Genomic DNA, 22,251 nt, shown 5'->3' with positions numbered 1-22,251 from the left:
GCGCTCGTCAAGCTCAGGTCTGCCCTGAGGTTCATTGAGGCGACCTTGAGCTGAGCGGTCGATTCCTCGGGGTGAACGGTCAAGGGGAATTATGCCGCACAGTTCATCCGTCGCGAGATGGACGCATGTCGACTTCGATGCGCGTGGAGCTGCTGCCGAGGCCCACTCCCAGGCCCGGTCAGTGCTGGTGCGCGTATTGGCCGCGTCCGTGAACCCTCTCGACCTGCAGGCCCGGCGCGGCGACTACCGCGACCAGGTGGCACTGCCCGCGGTGATCGGCAACAACGTGTCCGGCGTGGTGGTCGAGAGCGGCCCAGGGGCAGGTGACTTCAAGTCAGGGGAGGAGGTCTGGTGCCTGGCGCCCGTGGGACCTATGCCGAGTTCCATGTGGTCGACCAGGCCCCTGGTCGCCCGCTAGTCCGCGCGGAGCCGACGGCGCGATCGACTTCTCGGCCGGTGACTAGGTGTCGCGGGTCCGCGATCTGGGTGGGTACATTCTCGCCCGCAGCCCCGGGATCTTCGCCGACCGAGGCGTGTTGTGTCCATTGTGGACATCCCCGAACTTTGGAACCTGCTCGCCGCGTGGGGCGTGAACGCGAGGGGCCACTTCCTCTTCGTTGGCCCCGGCCGGGCGAAGCGTGTAGCCCGTCGAGCTACACATCGCTACACTTGTCTTTCATGAAGGTGATCACTCAGCGCGAGTTTCGCAACAACTCCGCCGCCGTCATGGACGCCGTCGAGGCCGGCGAGATCTACCATGTCACCCGCAACGGTGTCGAAGTGGCTGAGCTGCGGCCGATACCGCGTAGACGGCGCCTGACCGCCGAGGAACTGGTCCAGCGGCATCGTGGGTTGCCCAGGGTCGAGGCGGCTCAGATGCGGCAAGAAGCTGACGGGTTCTTCGGAACTGAAGACCGTGTTGATTCTGGCGACGTGTGGGAGCAGCGCCGTGGCTGAGCGTCACGAGGCAGGCGTGCTCGACACCTGCACCTACATCGACCTTGGTTTGCTTGACCCCGCGACGTTGCCCAAGATCCCGGAGCTCACCGCCGTCACCGTGGCTGAGCTCCATCAAGGGGTGGCGATGGCGAAGGACGGCGCGGTCCGCGCGGCGCGCACCGAGAAACTCGGTGCCGCGATCGTCGACTTCGCCCCGCTTCCGTTCGACGGTGACGCCGCTGCGCGGTATGGAACGTTGGTCGCGCTGGTTCTCGCGGCGAACCGGGATCCGAAGCCTCGGCGGATGGATCTGATGATCGCCGCCATAGCGTCTTCGCGAGCATTGCCGCTCTATACCCGGAACGAAGACGACTTCAAAGGCCTGGGCAGCATGGTCGAAGTCGTCGGTGTCTGACGGGTGCGTTCCGGATTTAGCCGTCCTGCAACGAAAACGGGGCCGCCTACTGGGTAGGCGGCCCCGTTCCGAAACGCTTCAGTTCACCAGCCGCGTTCGCGCCACTCCGCCACGTGCGGCCGCTGCTCACCAAGAGTCGAGTCGTCCCCGTGCCCCGGGTAGAACCACGTCTCATCCGGCAGTTCACCGAAGATCCGCGACTCCACATCGTCGACCAGCGACTTGAACTTCTCCGGCGAATTCGTCTTCCCCACCCCGCCCGGGAACAGGGAGTCGCCGGTGAACAGGTGCGGGTGCCCGGCCGGGTCGCGGTACAGCAGCGCGATCGAGCCGGGGGTGTGGCCGCGCAGGTGGATCACCTCGAGGGTGATCTGCCCGACCTTGACCGTGTCGCCGTGTTCGACGAGGAAGTCCGGCGGGATCGGCAGCGGCTCGGCGTCCAGCGGGTGGGCGGCGGTGTTCGAGCCGTTCGCGCCGGCGACGGCGCCGAGGGCCTGCCAGTGGTCCTGGTGCTGATGGGTGGTCACGACGGTCTTCAGCGCGGGCCGGTCGGGGCCGTGGCCGATGAGGTCGGAGATCCGTTCCGGGTCGTTCGCGGCGTCGATCAGCAGTGCTTCGTTCTCGGCGCGGCAGACGAGCAGATACGCGTTGTTGTCCATCGGACCGACAGACAGCTTCGTGATGGTGAGTGCGTCCAGGGTGCGACGGGCGGCGTCACCGCCGGGCTCGACGTGCCCGGTGTAGGTCTCGACGATGTTCACACCGCACACGGTAGTCGTTCGCCTGCAATCGGTTCCACCCGCACAGGCGACGCACAGGAGTGGGACGTAGGCTCGCGTCGCCCCGCCAAGCCGAACCACAGGACCACCGTGCCCGACGCCTCGCCGCGCGCTCCGCGCAAGATCAGCTGGGACGTCCTCCGCGTGGTCGCCGTGTTCGCGGTCATGCTCGGGCACGTCACCCATCAGGGTGCTCTCCTGCATCCGGAACTGGTGGGGTACCCCTTTCGGGTCACCGCTCAGTTCGGTGCGGCCATCCTTTTGGTGATCTCCGCCTTCTTCGTGTGCGCGAGCCTTCGAAAGGGTGAACCTCGGCGGTGGCTGTGGAACCGGGTCGCGCGGCTGGTGCCCGCGTATCTGGTCGCGGTGGCCGTCACCTATGTCGTCGCGCGGTACGCGACGATCCGGTTCAGCGGCCTGCCGTTCCCGCCCGGCGTCACCGGCTTCCTCTTCGGCGTCCCGCAGGGCCCACCGTCGGATCCGTCGCCCTGGTACGTCCCGACAGGCTCCGATCTGCTCGCCAACCTGGGCATGGTCCAAGAGTGGGGCTGGCGGTACGAACTCTTCTACTACCTCGACGGCGCCTACTGGACGTTGCCGGTCCAGCTCGTCGCGTTCATCGCCGCGGCGCTGCTGTGGCCACGCCGGTGGCGCACGCACCGGCTCACCGTCGGGCTGCTCTGGGCGCTGATCCTGATCCCGCTCTTCCTCCGGTTCGTCGTGTTCGACCCGGTGTCCACGTCGAAACTCACGGAGACCTTCTTCTACGGCCTGGGCCTGCATCGCGTCCACGTCTTCGCCATCGGGATCGCGATCTGGCTGTGGGCGAAACGACGGCTGGCGCACTGGCATCTCGCGCTCTTCCTGCTCGCCGCCTGCGCCGCGCAGGACCTGCAGGTCTTCCCGTTCCACCAGGCCCTGCCCAATGATCCCGAACGCTGGCCGTCGCTCGCCGGGTTCGCGATCATGCTGCTGGCCGTGTGTCTCGCGGCGCGGGGGCCGGACTGGCGCTTCCCCGGCCTCACCCGGGTCGCCCCGGCTGTCACCTGGCTCGCGGGCATCTCGTATGGTCTTTATCTGGTGCACCAGGAACTCGGTTACATCCTGGCCCGTGCCCTGCTGAACGTCGGCGTCCCCGGCTGGCTGCGTCTCCCCATCGTGCTGGCCGCCGCCGTACTCGGGGGCTGGGCGATCACCGCGGGCGTGGAACGGCCGGTCCACCGGTGGCTCACCGCTCGCCGGGATCGACGCGAGAATCCTGGAAAACCGCAGGTCAAGGACTCGGAATCAGTTTCTGTCGGTGGTGCCTCGTAGCATGGAAGAGGCCGCCCGTGCAGCTATCGACCGGGACGGCGACCGCAGCTGAGAATGAAACCTGAAGGGACCCTGGCGTGGCTGATCGCCTCGTTGTTCGCGGCGCCCGCGAGCACAACCTCCGCGGAGTGGATCTCGACCTGCCCCGCGACAGCCTGATCGTGTTCACCGGTCTGTCCGGGTCCGGAAAGTCGAGCCTCGCCTTCGACACCATCTTCGCCGAGGGGCAGCGCCGTTACGTCGAGTCGCTGTCGGCGTACGCGCGCCAGTTCCTCGGCCAGATGGACAAGCCGGACGTCGACTTCATCGAGGGCCTGTCGCCCGCGGTGTCGATCGACCAGAAGTCCACCTCGCGCAACCCGCGTTCGACCGTCGGCACCATCACCGAGGTCTACGACTACCTGCGCCTGCTCTACGCCCGCGCCGGCAAGGCGCACTGCCCGCAGTGCGGCGAGGCGATCAGCAAGCAGACCCCGCAGCAGATCGTCGACCAGGTGCTCGCCATGGAGGAGGGCACCCGCTTCCAGGTGCTCGCCCCGGTCGTCCGCGGGCGCAAGGGGGAGTACCTCGACCTCTTCGAGAACCTGCAGCAGCAGGGTTACGCGCGCGTCGTGGTCGACGGGACGATCCACCCGCTCACCGAGCCGCCGAAGCTGAAGAAGCAGGAAAAGCACCAGATCGCCGTCATCATCGACAGGCTCTCGGTGAAGACGAGTTCACGGCAGCGGCTCACCGACTCGGTCGAGACGGCGCTCCGGCTGGCCGACGGCCTGATCGAGCTGGAGTTCGTCGACCTGCCGGACAACGACCCGCACCGCGTGCGCGGGTTCTCCGAGAACCTGGCTTGCCCCAACGGCCACCCGCTGGCGATCGAGGACCTCGAGCCGCGGTCGTTCTCCTTCAACGCGCCCTACGGCGCCTGCCCCGAATGCTCCGGTATCGGCGTCCGCAAGGAGGTCGACCCGGAACTCGTGGTCCCGGACGACGAGCTGTCCCTCGGCGAGGGCGCCATCGCGCCGTGGGCGGGCGGCCAGAGCGCGGACTACTTCATCCGCTTGCTGGAGTCGCTTTCGGAGACCGTCGGCTTCCGGATGGACACCCCGTGGCGCAGGCTGACGGCGAAGGTCCAGAAAGCCGTTCTGCACGGTGTCGACGAGCAGGTCCACGTCCGCTACAAGAACCGCTACGGCCGCCAGCGTTCGTACTACGCGGCCTTCGAGGGCGTCATCCCGTTCCTCGAGCGGCGCCAGGAGCAGACAGAGTCCGAGTACATGCGTGAGCGGTACGAGGGCTACATGCGCGAGGTGCCGTGCCCGGCCTGTCAGGGCACGCGGCTCAAGCCGGAGATCCTCGCGGTCACCCTCGAGCACAAGACGCAGGGCGACCGGTCGATCGCCGAGGTTTGCGCGCTCTCGATCGCCGAAGCCTCGCAGTTCCTCGACGAGCTGGAGCTCGGCAAACGCGAGCAGGTGATCGCCGGGGCCGTGCTCAAGGAGATCCAGGCGCGGTTGCGCTTCCTCCTGGACGTCGGCCTCAACTACCTCTCGCTCGACCGTGCCTCCGGGACGCTGTCCGGGGGCGAGGCACAGCGCATCCGGCTCGCCACGCAGATCGGCTCCGGTCTGGTCGGCGTGCTGTACGTGCTGGACGAGCCGTCGATCGGGCTGCACCAGCGCGACAACCACCGGCTGATCGAGACGCTGGTCCGGCTGCGCGACCTCGGCAACACGCTGATCGTCGTCGAGCACGACGAGGACACCATCCGCTCCAGCGACTGGGTGGTCGACATCGGCCCCGGCGCCGGTGAGCACGGCGGCCACATCGTCCACAGTGGACCGTACAAGAAGATCCTGAAGAACAAGGAATCCATCACCGGCGCGTACCTCTCGGGCCGCAGCAAGATCGAGGTCCCGGCGATCCGGCGCCCGATCGACAAGAAGCGTCAGCTGACCGTCGTCGGCGCGCGCGAGCACAACCTGCGCGGTCTCGACGTGTCGTTCCCGCTCGGCTGTCTCGTGTCGGTCACCGGTGTTTCGGGTTCCGGGAAGTCCACGCTGGTCAACGACATCCTCGCGACCGTGCTGGCGAACAAGCTCAACGGCGCCCGCCAGGTGCCGGGGCGGCACACGCGCGTCAACGGTCTCGCCGGCGTCGACAAGCTGGTCCGCGTCGACCAGTCGCCGATCGGCCGCACCCCGCGATCCAACCCGGCGACGTACACCGGCGTCTGGGATCACGTGCGCAAACTGTTCGCCGCGACCACCGAGGCGAAGGTGCGTGGTTACCAGCAGGGCCGGTTCTCCTTCAACGTCAAGGGCGGCCGGTGCGAGGCGTGCGCCGGTGACGGCACGATCAAGATCGAGATGAACTTCCTGCCGGACGTCTACGTCCCGTGCGAGGTGTGCAAGGGCGACCGGTACAACCGGGAGACCCTCGAGGTGCACTACAAGGGCAAGACCGTCTCGGACGTGCTGAACATGCCGATCGAGGAAGCGGCCGAGTTCTTCGAGCCGATCAAGGCGATCCACCGGCACCTGGCCACCCTCGTCGACGTCGGCCTCGGCTACGTCCGGCTCGGGCAGCCCGCGCCGACGCTGTCGGGCGGTGAGGCGCAGCGCGTCAAGCTCGCCAGCGAACTGCAGAAGCGGTCCACCGGCAAGACCGTGTACATTCTCGACGAGCCGACCACCGGTCTGCACTTCGAGGACATCAGCAAGCTGATCGGCGTGATCAACGGGCTGGTGGACAAGGGCAACACGGTGATCGTGATCGAACACAACCTCGACGTCATCAAGACCTCGGACTGGGTCATCGACATGGGCCCCGAGGGTGGTTCCGGCGGTGGCACCGTGATCGCGGAGGGCACGCCGGAGCAGGTCGCTTCCGTGGACGAGAGCTACACCGGCGAGTTTTTGAAGTCCGTTCTCGCTTGAGGTCCCGAGGTCCGTGAAGGCCTCCTTCCCTACCTTCAGGGTAGGCAAGGAGCCCTTCACGGACCGGGACTCACGAACAACAGCACCCAGACCCAAGGCACTCTCGGTTCTAACCGTCCCTACCACTCACGAGGTCCAGCACGGGTGACGCGGGCCCGTAGTAGAAGGCACGCAGCCGGTACGAGGCCCCTGCTTCGCCGGGCATCGAAGCGAGCCCCGCCGACGTCGTCCCCGGATCGGACATCTCGATCGGCACGAAATCCGGAGCGCCGGGTTTCCTGATCTCCACGAGGAAACCGTCCTCGTCACTGGATCGGTCGGCCCAGGTGAACCGCACCATCTCTTCGGCCCCAGGTTCCGCCCGGAACGCCGCCGGAGCGGCTGCCTGGCCACCCGTGCGCAGCGAGACCGCCGGCCCGGCCGAGCCGGAAACCAGCGGCCCGGAAACCGTGATGGCCTCCGAAACGGCTCCGTAGAAGGGCCGGATCCGGTAGTAGAACCGCGTTTCCGGGATCAGGTCCGGATGCCGGTAGGTCGTCTGCCTCGGCGGCACGAACTGCAGGATCGTGTATTCGCCGTGCGGATCGGTGGTGTATTCGACGATCCGGCCCGCGACGTCCGGATCGTCGTCGGGCCAGCTCAGGTCGACGTTCACCGGATCCGTCAGCGTCGCGGTGAAACCGGGTTCGGCACCGCAACCCGCCGCGAAGGCCACCGCCAGCAGAACGGCCGCGAGTTTCCTTGGCACGCCTCGTCCCTCCCGGGAATCAGGCGGCGGCGGAGTCCGGAGGCGTCAGCATACGAGCGCCTTCGGTGATCGACAAGCCCCGGACAAGACCCGGACAAGACCCGGTTGAACCGCATCGACGCACCGTCCGTGTGGGAGGCAAGAGGAGGCGGCATGGAGAACCGAGGAGAGGCCGGTGCCGATGCACAGTTCGATCGCGGCGCGCGCCGAACGATCCACTCTCCCCCTGCGGGTTGCAGTACTGTCCTCGCCGACCCAGAAGACCGTCGGGAGGACACGAGTGGCGATCGGAGGCTGGCGGCCCAAAAAGGCCAAAGGCGAGGACTTGGTCCGGCACTTGTACGCCGAACACGGGCGAAGCCTGCTGGCGTACGCGACGAGGCTGACCGGGGACCGCGCGGCCGCGGAGGACGTCGTGCAGGAGACCCTGGTCCGGGCTTGGAAACATGCCGAAGACCTGGAGAACGACGCGAAGGGATCGGTGCGGGGCTGGCTGCTCACGGTCGCCCGGAACATCATCACCGATCGCGCCCGCGCCAGGGCGGCGCGGCCGCCGGAAGTGGCGGAGCCCGAAGAAGGCGTGCCGACCCCCGCGGTGTCGAAGGACCACGCGCAAGGCGTCGTGGATTCCATGGCCGTGCTCGGGGCGATGGACGGCCTGTCCACGGAACATCGTGAGGTCCTGGTGGAGATCTACTACCGGGGCCGGACGGTGGCCGAAGCGGCGAGATCCCTGGGCGTGGCCCCGGGTACCGTTAAGTCGAGATCTTATTACGCGTTACGGGCGCTCAGAGCCGTGATGTCGGGAACCGGGAAGGAGGTAGCGCGATGAGCACGGTGGGACACGACCAGGGCCAGCTCGCCGCCTACGTCCTCGGCGGGTTGACCCCGGCGGAAGCGGCCACGTTCGAAACACATCTGGCGAACTGCCCCGCATGCCGCCGTGAGGTGCGTGAGCTGGGGGAGCTTCGGTATCACCTCGACGAGGTGCCGCCGGAGGCGTTCCTCGAAGGACCTCCTGACGGAGGCGACCTGCTCCTGCAGCGCACGTTGCGTCAGGTCCGCGACGAAGAAGGCACTCAGGAACGCAAGCCTCGACGGCTTCTCGCCGTCGCCGGTGCGGCCGTGCTGGTCGTGGTGGCACTGGGCGCGGGCGTGCTGGTCGGACGGCAGACGTCGCCGGAACCGTCCACGGTGGCCTTGCCGGTGCCGACGGTGACCACCCCGGTGGCAGGCACCCGCGATCTCGCGGCCACCGATCGCGACACGGGGGCACAGCTGGCTGTCCGGGTCGTCCCGGCCGCGGGCTGGGTCCGGCTCCACGCGAAGGCGGAAGGCGTCCGTGAGGGCGAGAAGTGTCAGCTCGTCGTGGTGACCAAGAGCGGTGAGCGGGTCAACGCGGGCAGCTGGCTGGTGTCGGCCAAGGGCGAGAAGGAAGGCACCGGGATCGACGGTTCCGCACTGGTCGCTCCCGCCGACGTTGCTTCGGTCGACGTCGTGACGATGGACGGCCGGAACCTGGTGTCGGCGCAGGCATGACGGGCTCGCTCACGGGTCGCGGAGGCGGTCGATACCGCTTCCGCGACACGTGGGTGCTTCCCGCTTCACCCAAGGCGGTGTTCGACGCCGTCGTCGACCTCGCCGCGTATCCGTTGTGGTGGCGTGACGTCCGTTCGGTCAGCCAGGTCGACGAGGACACCGCGGAGCTCGTCTGCCGCTCCCGGCTTCCGTACGCGTTGACAGTGCGGATGCACCGCGATCGGCAGGACGAGCGCGAGGGCCGGGTGCGGGTCCTGCTCAGCGGTGACCTGGAGGGGATGCTGGCCGGCGCCCTGATCCCGGTGGACAGCGGCACCAGGCTGGAGATCACTCAAGAGGTCGAAGCGCGGAAACCGTTGCTGCGTAAGCTCGATCGCATCGCCAGGCCGGTATTCCGGATCAACCACGCGCTCATGATGCGACGCGGGCAACACGGATTACAGGGGTATCTGGGGGCATCGGCGGGTTAGGCTCCGGCCATGCGTGTCGCCACCGTGCAGCCGTTCACCGTCCCCGCGGATCTGTCCGCGAACATCGCCGAACACGCGAGGCTCCTCCGGATCGCGGAGGCCGACCTCGGTGTCTTCCCCGAACTTTCCCTGACCGGCCTGGAGTTCGAGGCGCTCGCCGCCGATCCGGGACTCTGGCTGGCCCAGGACGATCCACGCCTCGAACCGCTCCGCGACGCTTGCCGGGCCCGCCGTGTCCACGCCGTCATCGGGCTTCCGCTCGTGGAGGACGGCCGCAGGTACATCGGCTCGCTCGTCCTCGGTCCGGACGGGGAAACCGTTGCCACCTATGCGAAACGCAATCTGCACAACAGCGAGGAAGAGCTGTTCGACGCCGGCGATCGCCAGGTGATCATCGACGTCGGCGGCAAGCGCCTCGGTCTCGCGATCTGTCTCGACGCCGCCAACCCGGATCACTCCAGGGAACTCGCCGAAGTCGGCGCCGAGGTCTACGTGCTCAGTGCGCTCTTCAGCGACGGCCAGGAGCAGCGGCTGCTGGATCAGGTCGGCGTGGCGGCCGGACACGGGATGTGGGTGGTGCTTTCCCAGTATTCCGGCAAGACCGGCGGGATGGCCGCGTTCGGCGGCAGCGGGGTCTGGAAACCCGGAGGCGCCGCCGAGGTGCGGCTCGGCGGCGAAGTCTCCGAATGGGCCTACGCGACGATCGCCTCCTGAGCCTTCCGGTTGCGCAGGACCGCGGCCGCGACGAAGACGGCGAGAGCGAGTAGCCCGGCGCTCAATGCGTACGCGGTCCTGTACCCGCTGGTGAGTGCTTCGGGCGCTGCCGCACCTTCGGTCAGCAGGGATCCGGTGCGGGACGCGGCGGCGGTCGCGAGCACCGCGGTACCGATCGCCGCGCCGATCTGCTGTGTGGTGTTGATCAAGCCTGAAGCGACCCCGGCGTCGGTGGGGGCGACGCCGGACATCGCCTGCCCCATCAACGCGGGCATCGCCACGCCGAACCCGACGCCCATCAAGACGAGCGCGGGCAGGACGTCCGTCGCGTAGTCGCCGTCCGCCTCGACCATGGCGAGGAGACCGAGCGCCAGCGCGACCACCGAAAGCCCGGTGACGAGTACCGTTCGCGCGCCGAAGCGGTGATTGAGCCTCTCGGCGAAGACCAGCGACATCACCGCTATCGAGACCGGGGCGGGAAGGAAGGCGAATCCGGTGCTCAACGCGTCGAGCAGGAGCACCCGCTGCAGGTAGAGCGCGGTGATGAACTGGAAACCGAACAGCCCGGCGACCATCAGGACCATCACCGAGTTCGCCCCGGACACCGCCCGGACACGGAAGATCCGCAGCGGCAGCAACGGTTCGCGCGCCTTCGCCTGGCGGAGTACGAATCCGGCGAGCGACAGCAGCGACACCGCGAGCAGTCCGAGCGTGCGGGTGTCGGCCCAGGTGTACTCCTCGGCCTTGACGATCGTGTAGATCAGCAGCATCAGCCCGCCGGTGACCAGTCCGGCGCCGGTGACGTCGGTGCCGCCGCGCAGCCCCGGCCCCCGATCGTCCGCGAGCAGCCGGGCGGCCATCACCAGGGCGACGGCGCCGATCGGCAGGTTGACGAAGAACGTCCAGTGCCAGTCGAGCAGCTGGGTGAGCGTGCCGCCCGCGATGAGCCCGATCGACGCGCCCGCGGCCTGGGTGAAGCTGTAGACGCCGATGGCCTTCGCCCGTGCCCGCGGTTCCGGATAAAGCGTGGTGATCATGCCGAGCACGACCGCTGACGCGAGCGCGCCGCCCGCGCCTTGCAGGAAGCGGAACACGACGAGCTGAGTCTGGTCCTGCGCGATCCCGCACAGCAGAGAAGCGAGGGTGAACACGCCGAGCCCGGCCGAGAAGACCCGTTTCCGGCCGATCAGGTCGCCCAGTCTCCCGGACAACAGCAGCAGTCCGGCGAAGGCGATCAGGTAGGCGTTGACCACCCAGGCCAGAGTGGACGGCGTGAAGCCGAGGTCGTTCTGGATCGCGGGCAGCGCGACGGCGACGATGGAGCCGTCGAGGACGACCATCAGCGAGACGGCGCAAAGAACGGCGAGGGCGAGAGCGCGCTGGGGCATTTGAATCCCTTTTTCCAGGTGATGCCTTGGTGCATCACTTGTAACAGCGCCCATCTTGTGTGACTCTGTTCCCTGCCGGAAGGAGGCACTTCCATGTCCCAGGGGAACACCGATGTGACCGCGCAGGCCAGGGTGGTCGATCCGGAAAAACTCGAGGTGTGCACCGTGCTCGAGGTGATCAACCGGATCAGCGGCAAGTGGGCGATCGGCATCCTGCTGGAGGCCACGCGCGGTCCGGTGCGGTTCACCGAACTGGAGCGATCGGTGGAGGGGATCAGCCGCCGGATGCTCACGCTGACGTTGCGGAACCTCGAACGCGACGGCCTGCTCGTGCGCACCGTGTACCCGACAGTGCCGCCGAAGGTGGAGTACGAGGCCACGGCGATGGCGAAGGAGCTGTACGCGTCGCTGAGTGGCCTGCTGCACTGGGCGGAGCGCCACCGCGATTCGATCGCCGCGTCCCGCGTCGTTTACGACGAGCGGGTCAGCGCCTGACGTGCACCGCTCGCTGGACGTGCGAGCACAGCATGTCGAAGTACCACTTGTGGAACGGCAGGTCCGTGCTGTTCTTCTCGGACCAGCTTTCCCACAGGCCGCCCGGACGCAGATAGCGTGACGTGTAGGCCGTCCGGAGGTCGGCGTCGATGTGGTGCAGGGCCGCGAGCGCCCACTCCTGGTCGTAGCGCAGGTCCGGTCGCGCGAGGTAGTGGTCCAGATAGGACACGAGGATCTCGGCGTCGGCGAGGGTGCCGAACCGAGCCAGCGCGAAGCAGTAGCCCTGTCCGGCGAAGACCATCCCGCTCTCCAGGAGCAGTTCGCGGAGGCGTCCGCGCCACGCGGTGCGGCGGTCGGCGCCGATCAGCCAGGCGGCGGTGATCCGTTCCCGCCAGCCGGCGTCGAAAAGGAACGCCAGGTCCTCGTCGGTGATCCGCGCGGCGTCCTCGACCAGGTCCCGTAGGAAGGGCTCGCGTTCGGCGCCGCTCATCATCCCGGCGAAGTTGCCGTGCAGGAGCTTCGAATACCGCGCGGGCACGTAACGGTCGATGGCGTCCGGCATGCTCGGAGTTTTCCAGAAAACGAAGAACCGCGGTGCGAGGACGGGGGACCCTCGCACCGCGGTTCCGGTCTGTCGCCGGGAGCTACGTGCCCGCCACGGCTTTCTCCCTTTCGACCTCGGGCGCGTCCGGGGCGTGATCGTCGATCAGGGTGGCTTCGTCGAACGGGGCCTGGCCACTGAAGACCCGGTTGGCCTGGTCGCGGTCGAACTCCTTGGTCCACGTGCCGACCAGGACGGTCGCGACGGCGTTGCCCGCGAAGTTGGTCAGCGCGCGGGCCTCGGACATGAACCGGTCGATCCCGAGGATGAATCCGACACCGTCGACCAGTTCCGGCCGGTGCGACTGGAGCCCGCCCGCGAGGGTGGCGATCCCGGCGCCGCTCACGCCCGCCGCGCCCTTCGACGCGATGATCATGAACAGCAGCAAGGAGATCTGCTCTCCGACGCCCAGCGGCTGGTCCTGCGCGCTGGCGATGAACAGCGTCGCCATCGTGAGGTAGATGGCCGTGCCGTCGAGGTTGAACGAGTACCCGGTGGGGACCGTGATGCCGACGACGGGCTTGGAAACCCCGAGGTGCTCCATCTTCGCGATCAGCCGCGGCAGGGCCGACTCGGACGACGACGTCGACAGGATCAGCAGGAACTCGCGGCCGAGATAGCGGAGCAGGGTGAAGATGTTGACCCGCGCGCCGAGCCACAGGACAGAGCCGAGCACGCCGAACACGAACACCAGGCAGGTCAGGTAGAAGCCGATCATGATGACGGCGAGGCTGCGAAGCGCGCCCCAGCCGGTTTCGCCGACCACCGCGGCGATCGCGCCGAACGCGCCCACCGGCGCGGCCCACATGATCATGGCGAGGATCCGGAACACGAGCCGCTGGATGTGCTCGATGCCCCGGCGGATCGGCTCGCCCTTGGTGCCCAGTTTCTGTACGGCGAATCCGGCGAGCAGCGCCACCAGCAGCGTCTGCAACACCTGGCCTTCGGTGAACGCGGAACCGAAGCTGGTCGGGATGATGCCGAGCAGGAAGTCGACGGTGCCCTCGGCGCCCTCGGCCTGTGTGTGCGCCTTCGCGGCGGCGGCGGGGTCGAGGTGCAGGCCCTCACCCGGGTGCAGGAGATTGCCGACGACGAGACCGATCGCGAGTGCGAAGGTCGACATCATCAGGAAGTAGCCGAGCGACAGCAACCCGACCTTGCCGACCTTCGCGGCCTTCGCCACCGATCCGATGCCGAGCACGATGGTGCAGAAGATGATGGGGGAGATCATCATCTTGATCAGGTTGACGAATCCGGTGCCGAGGGGCTTGAGTTCCTTGGCCAGACCCGGCGCGGCGAACCCGACGATGACGCCGAGGACGACCGCCGCGATCACGGCCAGGTACAGGTAGTGCATCTTGTCTCGGCGACGCGGCGCCGCTTCGGGCGTTGTAGGCACCTTTGCCTCCAGCTCAGGGGGTGTCCGTGGGATTGCCGGTCACTATCACCCGGGCAGGTGAGCTGGGTCACGGTTGTGTTCATTGAGTTCGCGCGAGTGGTTTCCGGGGAATTCCGGCCGGGCGGATCGAGCGGCCGGTACGCCGGTGTGCTGGTATGGGCGGGTGCCCTCGACGACGCGGATCCGGACCAGGCGCGGAAGTCTCGCCCGCCAGCTGCTGATTCTGCAGCTCGTGGTGCTTTTCGTGCTCGTCGCGGCGGGATTGACCTTCGCCTATCTGGACTCCGTGAAGGCCACCGGGGACCGGGCGCGGGATCAGGTGACCGCCGTCGCCGAAGCGGTGGCGGACGCGCCGGGCGTACTCGCCGCACTGTCCACTTCGGAGCCCAGCCGGACGTTGCAGCCGTTCGCGCAGAGTGTCCGCGCGGACACGGGCGTGGACTTCGTGACCATCATGGACAAGCACGGGATCCGCTACACCCACCCGAATCCGGAGCTGATCGGACAGCCGTTCATCGGGAACATCGGCGAGGCGCAGCGCGGTGGGAAGGTCGTCGAGACCTACGCCGGTTCGCTCGGACCGTCCGAACGTGTCGTGGTCCCGGTCCTCGGCACCGGAGGACAGGTCGTCGCGCTGGTCTCGGTCGGTATCACCGTCGAGGCGATCGACGCCGAACTCCGCGAACGCCTGTGGCCGCTGATCGGGGTCGCGGCGGCGGTACTGGTGGTCGGCGGGATCGGCAGCTACCTGGTCAGCGCCCGTCTCCGGCGGCAGACCAGGGGGATCGCGCCCGAGGAACTGAGCAACCTGTTCGAGTACCACGAAGCCGTCCTGCATTCCATGCGCGAGGGCTTGCTGCTCGTCGGCGGTGACGGGCGGGTGGTGCTGTGCAACGACGGCGCCCGCGCGCTGCTGGGCGTCGCCGATGATCCGGTCGGCCGGGAACTGTCCGCATTGGACATTCCCGAAGATCTCGTCGAGGCGTTCACCTCGGGGGAGGAGCGCACCGACGAACTCCACCTCACCGAGGCCAGGGTGCTCGTCGTCAGCACGGCGCCCGTGCGTTCGCGGGGAGAGGCGATGGGCACCGTCGTGAGCCTGCGCGACCACACGGAACTCCAGGCCTTGACCGGTGAACTGACCACGGTGCGCGGATTGGCCGAGGCGCTGCGGTCGCAGGCGCACGAGGCGGCGAATCGGCTCCACACCGTCGTTTCGCTGGTCGAGATCGGCCGCCCCGAACAGGCCGTCGAGTTCGCGACCGAAGAACTCGCGCTGGCGCAGGAACTCACCGACCGCGTGGTCGGCGCGGTCGCCGAACCGGTGCTCGCGGCGTTGCTGCTGGGCAAGGCGGCGGAGGCGAGTGAACGCGGCGTCGAATTCACGATCACGCCCGACACCGTCATGGAGGACTCGGACACCGGCATCCCGCCACGAGACCTGGTGACCATCCTCGGCAACCTGGTCGACAACGGGATCGACGCGGCCGCGGGGAACGCGGGCGACGGCGGCCGTCCCGGGGTCGAAGTCACCGTCCGATCCGATGCCGAGGGGTTGCTGCTGAGGGTCGCCGACACCGGCCCCGGCGTGGACGACGTCGAGGACGTCTTCCGGCGCGGCTGGTCCACCAAACCCGAAGACGGTCACGGGCTCGGGTTGGCACTGGTGGGTCAGGCGGTGCGGCGGCACGGTGGGATCATCGACGTCGGCCGCGAAGAGGGCGCGGTGTTCACTGTGCGCTTGCCGCCGAAGGAGCCGACACGATGATCAAGGTGCTGGTCGTCGAGGACGAACCCGTGGCCGCCGACGCGCACCGGGTGTACGTCGAGAGGATGCCCGGGTTCACCGTGTCCGGCGTCGTGCACTCCGGCGGTGACGCGTTGCGGTTCTGCGAACGCGAGCCCGTCGACCTGGTGCTGCTGGACTTCTACCTTCCGGACACGCACGGGCTCGCGGTCTGCCGGTCGCTGCGCGCGGCAGGTCTCCCGATCGACGTCATCGCGGTGACCTCGGCGCGTGATCTGGCGCTGGTCAAGGCCGCGGTGTCCGTCGGAGTGGTGCAGTACCTGCTGAAACCGTTCACTTTCGCCTCCCTGCGGGAGAAACTCGAGCGCTACGCCGAGTTCCACGGCGCCTCGGGCGAGGTCACCGGGCAAGCCGAGATCGACCGCGCGCTCGGCACCTTGCGCACCACCGAGCGGCAGGCACTGCCGAAGGGGATGAGCGGGCAGACCCTGGAGGCGATCACCGACGTCCTCGCCTCGGCCGCGGACGGCCTGTCCGCCGGGGCCGCCGCGACCGCGATCGGCGCCTCCCGGGTCACCGCGCGGCGCTACCTCGAGTACCTGGCCGACAACGGCCTCGCCCAGCGCGAACCGCGCTACGGCCAGGTCGGCCGACCCGAGGTCTGGTACAAACCGAAAACCGTATAACGGCCTATACCGCGCCCCGGCGGCTACCGTGGGCGAGGTGAAGATCGGCGAACTCGCGCGGAAGACCGGGGTCAGCGTCCGCGCGCTGCGCTACTACGAGGAAGAGGGCCTTATCCGGCCCGGCCGTGAAGACAACGGCTACCGCGACTTCCGCGACGGCTCGGTCGAGGCCGTGGTGCGGATCCGGGGAATGCTCGACGCCGGATTGCCGACCAGGCTGATCCGCGAGATCCTGCCGTATCTCGACGATCCCGACGAGGTTCGGCCGAAGGTGCCGTGCGAGTACATGATCGGCGAGGTCGCGCGGCAGCGGGACGTACTCGATCGCCGGATCGCGCTCATGACGCGCGATCGCGATGCGCTCGACGCGTACCTTCGCGACTTGACCCTCACGCAAGAGTGAGGGTTTTAGCGTGCGGACATGACTTCGATGCGCGCTTTGCGACAGGACTCCGCGAACGGTCCTGAAGACCTGCATTTGATCACCGACGCCCTCGTTCCGTCGCCGGGACCAGGCGAAATCCTGGTGAAGGTCACCGCCGCCGGTGTCAACTTCGCGGACGTCATGCAGACGCGGGGCACCTACGAAGGCGGCCCGGAAGCGCCCTACGTCGCCGGCTTCGAAGCCGCTGGTGAGGTCGTCGGCCTGGGAGAGGGCGTGACCTCGCCGCGCCTCGGTGATCACGTCGTCGGGACCGGTGGCGGCGCTTTCGCCGAGTACATGGTCATGTCCGCGGCCGGTGCGGTCCCGGTTCCCGAGGGCTGGCCGGACGAGCGGGCTCCCGGGTTGATCCTGAACTGGGTCACCGCGCTCGCCGCGCTCAAACCGTTGGGGCGGCTGGCTTCCGGTGAGACCGTACTGGTGCGGGCGGCGGCGGGCGGGGTCGGCCAGGCCGCGGTCCGGCTGGCCAAGCACTACGGCGCGACCGTCATCGGCACCGCGTCGCCCGGCAAGCACGATCTGGTGCGGGCGCTGGGTGCCGACCGCGTCCTCGACTACGGCGTGGAGACGGAGGACGTCGACCTCGTGCTCGAGTCGGCAGGTGGAGCGACCTTCGCCGCGAGTCTCGCCGCCGCCAAGCGGGTCACCGGGCGGGTCGTGGTCTACGGCGTCGCCGGGGGAGAGGTCGCGATCACCAACCGGGACCTGAACTTCCGGCATCAGATCCACGTCATCGGCCTGCATCTCGGCGTCCTGATCGAGCAAGCGCCCGAGATCTTCGCGGACCTGCTGGACGAGCTCCGGGTGCTCATCGCCGCCGGTGTCTGCACACCGGGGAACCCGACGGTGTACGACCTCGCGGACGGGCCGAAGGCGCTCGCGGAACTGGAGGCGCGGTCGACGGTCGGCAAGCTCGTGCTGAGGCCGTGAGCGCGACATAGTCGTATGCGAAGGCGTGCATGTCAATAGTGCGAAAGTGTTGGTAAATCACCAGCTGGCTGACGCGACGAAAGTCGGTGCCCAGTCTCGGCCGAGGCTCCTAAATTCACCAACCATTCCGTTGTCCTCACAAGGAGTGGGTCCATGGCAAGGAAGTTCTTCGTCTCCGCGTCCGTGAGCTTGGCACTGCTCGCCGTTCCGGTGACCGCGGGTCAGGCCGCTGCGGTCGAGCCTGCTCAGCAGACCGCGGCGGCGACCACGGTCTACTACGACGCTTCGGGAGCGCCCAGCTTCCGTGCCGCCATCCAGGCGGGCGCGGCGAACTGGAACAACTCGGTGTCCAACGTGAAGCTGCAGGAGAGCTCGTCGGGGGCCACCCTGCGCTACACCGAGGGCAACGACCCCCGGGGTTCGTACGCCCAGACCGACGGCCACGGCCGCGGCACCATCTTCATCGACTACTCGCAGGCGCAGCAGTACGACCAGACGCGGATCGCCGCGCACGAGACCGGCCACGCGCTCGGCCTGCCGGACAACTACCAGGGCCCGTGCTCCGAACTGATGTCCGGTGGCGGCCCCGGCCCGTCCTGCACCAACGCGAAGCCGAACGCCCAGGAGGTCTCCCGGGTGAACTCGCTGTGGGCCAACGGCTTGATGGCAGCCGGCGCCATGCAGCGCATCTACAACTACTGACGCTTCGCCGGTCCGTGAAGGCCTCCTTCCCTACCTTGAGAGTGGGGAAGGAGGCCTTCACGGCGTTCTAGCCTTGGAACTCGTAGGCGCCCGCGTCCACCCGGGCACCGGCGTACACGGGATTCCCGTCGACGTCGCGGTCGTCGTACTTCGTGGTGCCGAGATCGATCGCCGGGCTCCCCGCCTTCAGGACGAGGCTCGTCGCCGACGTGAACTTCGGGTCGGCCACCTTGTCCGTCGTCCCCGCCGTGAACTGCCGGAGCCCGCCGAAGTAGACGTTGTGGTCGGTCGCGGTGAAGGTCGTGTCCGCGTAGCCGACCTTGTACGCCGCCTGGACGACGTTCTGCGTCATCTTCAGCATCTGGTTCGTGCAGCCGCCGTAGCAGACGAAACCCTCCGACTCGGCGTTCGAGAGCCGGAGCGAGTTGTTGCGGAACACCGTTCCCAGCACCGGCCCGTTGCCGTCCTCGGCGCCGCGCGTGATGATCCCGCCGCGCGTCTTGGCGCCGAAGATCGCGTTGTACTCGAAGACGTTGCCGGTCGAGACGCCGTCGGGATCCTTCGTGTCCGTGCCGAGTTCGGTGAAGGTCTCGTTGTCCTCGGAGATGTTGTGGTGGATGACGTTGCGGGAGCCGTAGAAGATCTCGACCGCGGCGCCGTCGAGGCCGCCGAAGTCGTCGGACTTCGCGATCGAGCCGCTGATCCGGTTCCAGCCGATGTCGGAGTCGTTGCCCTGGACCAGCACGGCGAAGGCGCCGGAATCGTCGTTGCCACCCGGGGTCACGACGGTCATGTGGTTGTTGTCGACGAGGTCGTTCTGCGTGACCTCGGTGTGGTCGGCCGACGGCGCGATGTACACGCCCGCGCCCGCCCCGGTGATGAGGTTCGACAGCACCTTGTTGCGGTCGCCGGAGACCTTCACCCCGGCCCACGAGCAGCGTCCGGCGTCGGCCGCGACGCCGATCTGCAGGTCCCGCACCACGTTGTCGTTGCCAGGCAGGTCGACGCACGCTTCGGGGTTGCCCTTGACGATCGGGCGGGCGCCGGTGCCGTACGCGCCGATGGTGACACCCGAGCCCTTGACGGCGAGACCGCCGCTCCAGGCACCGCCTCGCCGCAGCAACACGGTGTCACCGGGGGCGAACGTGGTCGAGGAGACCTTCGCCAGTGATTTCCACGGGGTCTGCTGTGAAGTGCCCCCTGCGGTGTCACTGCCGGAGACCTGGTCGACGTAGTAGGTCTTCGAAGCGGCTTCGGCCGTCGTGAATCCGGTGCAGGCGAAAGCGGCGAGCACACTCACGGAAAGCAGTTTCCAGGACATTCCGCGCACCGTAACCCTCTGCCGCACAAGGCTCGTACAAAGACCTCGGCGGCTCTAGCATGATCGGATGCGCCGGCCGTCGCGGATCCTCGTGGTGGCCTTGTTGCTGCTCAGCGCCATGATGGCGAGCAGCGGGATCGCGCCCGCGCCGCGGCCCGAGGCCCCCGCCGCCGGGCTGAACGAACTCTGGAGCCGTTACGGCGATCAAGGCGGACACTGGACAGGCGGGGATCGCACGGTGTCGGTCCCGCTGCCGGACGGCCGCACCGCGTGGCTGTTCTCGGACACGTTCCTCGGCAAGGTGAACCCCGATCACAGCCGCCCGCCGGACAGCCCGATCGCCCGCAACACCCTGGTCGTCCAGCGGGCCGACGGCACGCTGGGGGAGACGCTGCACGGTGGCACCGCCGAGGACCCTGAGCCGCTGATCGGGCTCGCGGGCTCCGGTGAGCACTACTGGGTCGGGGACGGCGTCGTCGAAGGCGATGTCCTTCGGGTGCTCTACAACCGGTACAGGACAACAGGACCCGGCGGACTCGACTTCCGCGGCACCGGGACCTCGCTGGCCACCTTCCGGCTGCCCGCGCTGACACCGTCAGAACTGCTGGTCATCCCGGTCGGCGACCAGGTCGCGTGGGGATCGGAACTGCTCGAAAACGGTGGCTACACCTATGTCTACGGTGCGGACCAGGGACACCTCCGGCTCGCCAGGGTGCCCATCGGGGGCCTTCGCGGGCCATGGCAGTTCTGGAGCGGCTTCGGCTGGTCGTCCCGCGAGGAGGACTCCGTCCGGATGCTGTCCGGGATCGGGACGGCGTTCTCGGTGACCCGGGTCGGTGGCGAGTACGTGCTGATCACCATGGACACCAGCCCCGGCTTCAGCCCGGTGATGCTCGCGTACACGGCGAGTACGCCGACCGGCCCGTTCGGCGCTCCTGTCGTCCTCCACCGGGCGCCGGAAGCGAGTGACCGTCGCATCGTCTACGACGCGACGGCACATCCACAGCTGAGTCGTCCGGGGAAACTCACGGTGTCGTACAACGTGAACAGCCTGGACCACGGCGACAACATCGCCGACGTGCGGATATACCGGCCACGATTCGTCGAGGTCGACTGGCCTCGACCGCCGCGGTCCGACGGTCCTTTCGCGGCCCGCTCGTCTTCTTGAGAGCTTTGGCGACCTCGACCCGAAAGTCGGTGACTTCTGTTTGCGGGATCGCTTTGACGCCGAGCGCCCGGTGGCGTTCCCTGGCCGCTTCCGCCACCAAGGGATCGAGTTGCCACAGGGTGTCGCGGACCGCCACCGAGTGGCTGCGCAGACCGAGCAATACCGCTGCGACGTCGACGGTGGCGAAGCTCGGCACCGCCGCGATCACCTCACTGGGGAACTCGTACTGGTCGGCACGGGAAATGAAGGCGAGAAGCGCGATCTCGTCAGTGCTCATGAGGTCCACCACCCGCCGGGCACCCCTGAACACTTCATCGCGCAGCTTCCCCTCGACGGCAAGGTCGCCTCCGACACTGGGATAGGAGGAGAACCCCTCGTTGTTTCTGAGATGTTCTCCGAGGGCGATCAACGGCCCCGGATTGCCGTCCAGTTTCTGGACGAGATCTTTGCGACTCTTCCTGTCTACTTCGTCTTGAGCTTTCCGGTACGAATCCAGCAGCTCGGCGGCTTCGTCCGAAGACAGCGGCCCCACTCGAATGACGGGCAGATGGCCTTGGAAGGCGTCATCCTGTCCGACGAGCACCGTGTGCGCTCCGCTACCGCTGGGCAGCACGAGATGCGCGAGGTGCTTGGCGCCGCAGCCACGGGGCAGGTCGTCGACTATCCACAGACTGGCTTCCCCGGACTTGCCGAGCGTTCGTGCCACGGTCGAGGGAAGCAGCTCGTCCGGAACGGAGCCGAGGTCCATGCCGAGCTCACGACCGGCGCGCCGGAGTTCGCCGCAATAGACGGAGTGAAGCCGATCAGGGTGTGAGTCGGCTTCGGCCAAGCTCAGCCAGTGGACCCCACCGGGGAACGCGTCCCTGAACCGCCACGCGTAGTTCGCGACGAGGGCGGTCTTCCCCGAGCCGGGGGAGCCCCAGAGCGACACGAAGGAGCCGTAGGCGCGTTCTCTGATGACCGGGTACTTACTGGCGTGGAGTTCCGTGTGGAGGTGCCAAAGTTCGCGGTGCCGTCCGAGGAACCCCTGGACGTGACGAGTCAGCCAAAAAGGCCACAGATGTTTCTCGGAAGGGGGAGGAGGGCCGATGGGGCCTTCCAACTCGCGTGCGGTCCCCGCGATCCAGTGAGCGAGGTCGGCAACGCCCACTTGGGCCCGGGCGAACTTGGTGTCCGCCAGTTCGATCGGGTGAATATGATCCGTCCCAGGCTCAGGGTTGATCACCAGGATCCGCTGCCGGACGGTGCCTTCCCGCTGAGCGGCCAGGAAGGCCGTCATGAGTTCATGCTGACATGCGGGCCTGCTGCCGTAGCCCGCGGAGTAGTACGCCACCAGCGTTTTCGACCCCTGTACAGCGAGCCCGATGCGCTCCGTAAGGCTGTCGCGGCGCGCGATTCCATCTTCGTCGAGGAAGACTTGCAACCCCGCCGAGCGCAGCCGCTCCGCGAGAGCGCGCCCGTCTTCCCTATCGTCACCGGAGAACGATAGGAAGACGTCGTAGATCGCATCGGACAAGTTCG

At 67.9% G+C, this 22,251-nt stretch carries 22 protein-coding genes and 1 pseudogene; 16 read left to right on the top strand and 7 right to left on the bottom strand.

Annotation, left to right across the window (positions count from 1 at the left end):
- Positions 1 to 91 precede the first annotated feature (91 nt).
- From HDA45_RS42275 to HDA45_RS04990, 3 genes are all read left to right on the top strand, one after another.
- A complete protein-coding gene (locus HDA45_RS42275) occupies positions 92 to 418 on the top strand; it encodes an alcohol dehydrogenase catalytic domain-containing protein (RefSeq protein ID WP_246480607.1) in 327 nt (108 codons plus the stop codon).
- Positions 419 to 678: 260 nt separating this feature from the next.
- Positions 679 to 957: a type II toxin-antitoxin system Phd/YefM family antitoxin gene (locus HDA45_RS04995; protein WP_184892269.1), complete on the top strand. Its 279-nt coding sequence runs from the start codon at positions 679 to 681 to the stop codon at positions 955 to 957.
- Positions 950 to 1,354: a PIN domain-containing protein gene (locus tag HDA45_RS04990; RefSeq protein WP_184892267.1), complete on the top strand. Its 405-nt coding sequence runs from the start codon at positions 950 to 952 to the stop codon at positions 1,352 to 1,354. Before HDA45_RS04995 ends, HDA45_RS04990 begins: the two co-directional genes overlap by 8 nt.
- Positions 1,355 to 1,437: 83 nt before the next feature.
- Here the strand turns inward: HDA45_RS04990 and HDA45_RS04985 are convergent, their stop codons facing one another.
- A complete protein-coding gene (locus tag HDA45_RS04985) occupies positions 1,438 to 2,115 on the bottom strand; it encodes an MBL fold metallo-hydrolase (RefSeq protein ID WP_184892265.1) in 678 nt (225 codons plus the stop codon).
- Between the two features lie 108 nt (positions 2,116 to 2,223).
- Here HDA45_RS04985 and HDA45_RS04980 point away from each other — a divergent pair, with 108 nt between their 5' ends.
- Entirely contained in the window at positions 2,224 to 3,447 is a 1,224-nt protein-coding gene (locus tag HDA45_RS04980; RefSeq protein WP_184892263.1) for an acyltransferase family protein, read from the top strand.
- Between the two features lie 77 nt (positions 3,448 to 3,524).
- The gene (uvrA, locus tag HDA45_RS04975; RefSeq protein WP_184892261.1) at positions 3,525 to 6,380 is read left to right on the top strand and encodes an excinuclease ABC subunit UvrA; all 2,856 of its coding nucleotides are present in this window, start codon (positions 3,525 to 3,527) and stop codon (positions 6,378 to 6,380) included.
- A gap of 109 nt (positions 6,381 to 6,489) precedes the next feature.
- On the opposite strand, the gene HDA45_RS04970 is transcribed toward uvrA, so the two are convergent.
- The gene (locus tag HDA45_RS04970; protein ID WP_184892259.1) at positions 6,490 to 7,128 is read right to left on the bottom strand and encodes a fibronectin type III domain-containing protein; all 639 of its coding nucleotides are present in this window, start codon (positions 7,126 to 7,128) and stop codon (positions 6,490 to 6,492) included.
- 280 nt (positions 7,129 to 7,408) lie between these two features.
- Between HDA45_RS04970 and HDA45_RS04965 the strand changes: the two genes are divergently transcribed.
- The 4 genes from HDA45_RS04965 to HDA45_RS04950 are packed head-to-tail and all read left to right on the top strand — an operon-like array spanning position 7,409 to position 9,851.
- Positions 7,409 to 7,960 (top strand): sigma-70 family RNA polymerase sigma factor, encoded by a 552-nt coding sequence (locus HDA45_RS04965; protein WP_184905309.1) that lies wholly within the window; start codon positions 7,409 to 7,411, stop codon positions 7,958 to 7,960.
- A complete protein-coding gene (locus HDA45_RS04960) occupies positions 7,957 to 8,667 on the top strand; it encodes an anti-sigma factor family protein (protein ID WP_184892257.1) in 711 nt (236 codons plus the stop codon). Before HDA45_RS04965 ends, HDA45_RS04960 begins: the two co-directional genes overlap by 4 nt.
- Entirely contained in the window at positions 8,664 to 9,137 is a 474-nt protein-coding gene (locus HDA45_RS04955) for an SRPBCC family protein (RefSeq protein ID WP_184892255.1), read from the top strand. The genes HDA45_RS04960 and HDA45_RS04955 overlap by 4 nt, the downstream gene beginning before the upstream one ends.
- Positions 9,138 to 9,146: 9 nt before the next feature.
- Positions 9,147 to 9,851 carry a carbon-nitrogen hydrolase family protein gene (locus tag HDA45_RS04950; RefSeq protein ID WP_221471015.1) on the top strand — a complete coding sequence of 235 codons (705 nt, stop codon included), beginning with the start codon at positions 9,147 to 9,149 and terminating at the stop codon, positions 9,849 to 9,851.
- Here the strand turns inward: HDA45_RS04950 and HDA45_RS04945 are convergent.
- A complete protein-coding gene (locus tag HDA45_RS04945; RefSeq protein ID WP_184892253.1) occupies positions 9,830 to 11,239 on the bottom strand; it encodes an MFS transporter in 1,410 nt (469 codons plus the stop codon). The genes HDA45_RS04950 and HDA45_RS04945 overlap by 22 nt on opposite strands.
- Before the next feature lie 93 nt (positions 11,240 to 11,332).
- Here HDA45_RS04945 and HDA45_RS04940 point away from each other — a divergent pair, with 93 nt between their 5' ends.
- Positions 11,333 to 11,734, top strand: a complete 402-nt coding sequence (locus HDA45_RS04940) for a winged helix-turn-helix transcriptional regulator (protein ID WP_184892251.1) — start codon at positions 11,333 to 11,335, stop codon at positions 11,732 to 11,734.
- Here HDA45_RS04940 and HDA45_RS04935 read toward each other — a convergent pair.
- Both HDA45_RS04935 and HDA45_RS04930 read right to left on the bottom strand, forming a co-directional pair.
- On the bottom strand, positions 11,724 to 12,296 hold the full coding sequence (locus HDA45_RS04935) for a DUF6000 family protein (protein ID WP_184892249.1): 573 nt from the start codon (positions 12,294 to 12,296) through the stop codon (positions 11,724 to 11,726). The genes HDA45_RS04940 and HDA45_RS04935 overlap by 11 nt on opposite strands.
- Positions 12,297 to 12,378: 82 nt before the next feature.
- Entirely contained in the window at positions 12,379 to 13,692 is a 1,314-nt protein-coding gene (locus tag HDA45_RS04930; RefSeq protein WP_184905305.1) for a cation:dicarboxylate symporter family transporter, read from the bottom strand.
- 205 nt (positions 13,693 to 13,897) lie between these two features.
- Between HDA45_RS04930 and HDA45_RS04925 the strand changes: the two genes are divergently transcribed.
- The 5 genes from HDA45_RS04925 (at position 13,898) to HDA45_RS04905 (ending at position 18,241) form a co-directional block, all read left to right on the top strand.
- Positions 13,898 to 15,502 carry an ATP-binding protein gene (locus tag HDA45_RS04925; RefSeq protein WP_184892247.1) on the top strand — a complete coding sequence of 535 codons (1,605 nt, stop codon included), beginning with the start codon at positions 13,898 to 13,900 and terminating at the stop codon, positions 15,500 to 15,502.
- Entirely contained in the window at positions 15,499 to 16,167 is a 669-nt protein-coding gene (locus HDA45_RS04920; protein WP_026466669.1) for a response regulator, read from the top strand. Before HDA45_RS04925 ends, HDA45_RS04920 begins: the two co-directional genes overlap by 4 nt.
- Positions 16,168 to 16,204: 37 nt before the next feature.
- Positions 16,205 to 16,570 (top strand): MerR family transcriptional regulator, encoded by a 366-nt coding sequence (locus tag HDA45_RS04915; protein WP_184892245.1) that lies wholly within the window; start codon positions 16,205 to 16,207, stop codon positions 16,568 to 16,570.
- An 18-nt stretch (positions 16,571 to 16,588) separates the two neighbouring features.
- Positions 16,589 to 17,539, top strand: coding sequence for a zinc-binding dehydrogenase (locus HDA45_RS04910; protein ID WP_184892243.1), 951 nt, complete (start codon positions 16,589 to 16,591; stop codon positions 17,537 to 17,539).
- A gap of 153 nt (positions 17,540 to 17,692) precedes the next feature.
- Positions 17,693 to 18,241 carry a snapalysin family zinc-dependent metalloprotease gene (locus tag HDA45_RS04905; RefSeq protein WP_184892241.1) on the top strand — a complete coding sequence of 183 codons (549 nt, stop codon included), beginning with the start codon at positions 17,693 to 17,695 and terminating at the stop codon, positions 18,239 to 18,241.
- A gap of 67 nt (positions 18,242 to 18,308) precedes the next feature.
- Here HDA45_RS04905 and HDA45_RS04900 read toward each other — a convergent pair whose 3' ends face one another.
- Positions 18,309 to 19,562 (bottom strand): choice-of-anchor Q domain-containing protein, encoded by a 1,254-nt coding sequence (locus tag HDA45_RS04900; protein ID WP_184892239.1) that lies wholly within the window; start codon positions 19,560 to 19,562, stop codon positions 18,309 to 18,311.
- Positions 19,563 to 19,629: 67 nt separating this feature from the next.
- Between HDA45_RS04900 and HDA45_RS04895 the strand changes: the two genes are divergently transcribed.
- Complete coding sequence (locus HDA45_RS04895) at positions 19,630 to 20,730, top strand: glycoside hydrolase family 183 protein (protein WP_184892236.1); 1,101 nt, start codon at positions 19,630 to 19,632, stop codon at positions 20,728 to 20,730.
- A 1,183-nt stretch (positions 20,731 to 21,913) separates the two neighbouring features.
- Here the strand turns inward: HDA45_RS04895 and HDA45_RS42270 are convergent.
- Positions 21,914 to 22,246, bottom strand: a pseudogene (locus tag HDA45_RS42270) (toll/interleukin-1 receptor domain-containing protein); the annotation flags it as partial.
- Between the last annotated feature and the right edge of the window lie 5 nt (positions 22,247 to 22,251).

Origin of the sequence: Amycolatopsis umgeniensis, assembly GCF_014205155.1 — a bacterium.
GTDB lineage: Bacteria > Actinomycetota > Actinomycetes > Mycobacteriales > Pseudonocardiaceae > Amycolatopsis > Amycolatopsis umgeniensis.
The sequence above is the reverse complement of the archived record's forward strand: the minus strand, read 5'-3'. Positions and strand labels throughout refer to the sequence as shown.